The following is a 479-nucleotide window of genomic DNA, read 5'->3' on the forward strand; positions in this document are numbered from 1 at the left end:
GAGGAATATTAATGAAATTAGAAGCTGGATTTATCTTTTTAGCTGATGGTGCTGACTTTAAAAAAGATTATCAAGCCGTAGAAACAGCAGGTGTAAATCTGACGGCTATTGGAGCCAAAGACTATGAAGATGCAGTAAAAGCAGCTAAATTTTTAGAAAATAAAGGCGTTAAGGCCATCGAATTATGTGGTGGTTTTGGAATCTTAGGCACTGCTAAGATTAAAGAAGCGGTAAGTAATGATGTAGCAGTGGGAGTAGTCAGATTTGATAATCATCCTGGATTAGAATTCAAAAGCGGTGAACAATTATTTTAGAAATAGTAAAAAGTCACCAGAATAACTGGTGACCTTTTTATTAGCTCTAGAAATGCTTGCCCTATACAAAAAAACTTTAAGAGCTACTAACTGCTAATATTATAATTTTTTAAGCTTGAGGTTTGGAATAAAGTAGGATACTCTCTTTTACATATTGCATATTGC

The 479-nt window shown here is 33.8% G+C and carries 1 protein-coding gene; it reads left to right on the forward strand.

The window, feature by feature from the left end; genetic code table 11:
* Positions 1–314 (forward strand): DUF6506 family protein (locus EQ827_RS08875; protein WP_309109363.1); only part of this gene is annotated, 314 nt, incomplete at its 5' end.
* Between the last annotated feature and the right edge of the window lie 165 nt (positions 315–479).

This window comes from Bombilactobacillus bombi, assembly GCF_013607485.1.
In the GTDB taxonomy this organism is placed as follows: Bacteria; Bacillota; Bacilli; order Lactobacillales; family Lactobacillaceae; genus Bombilactobacillus; species Bombilactobacillus bombi_A.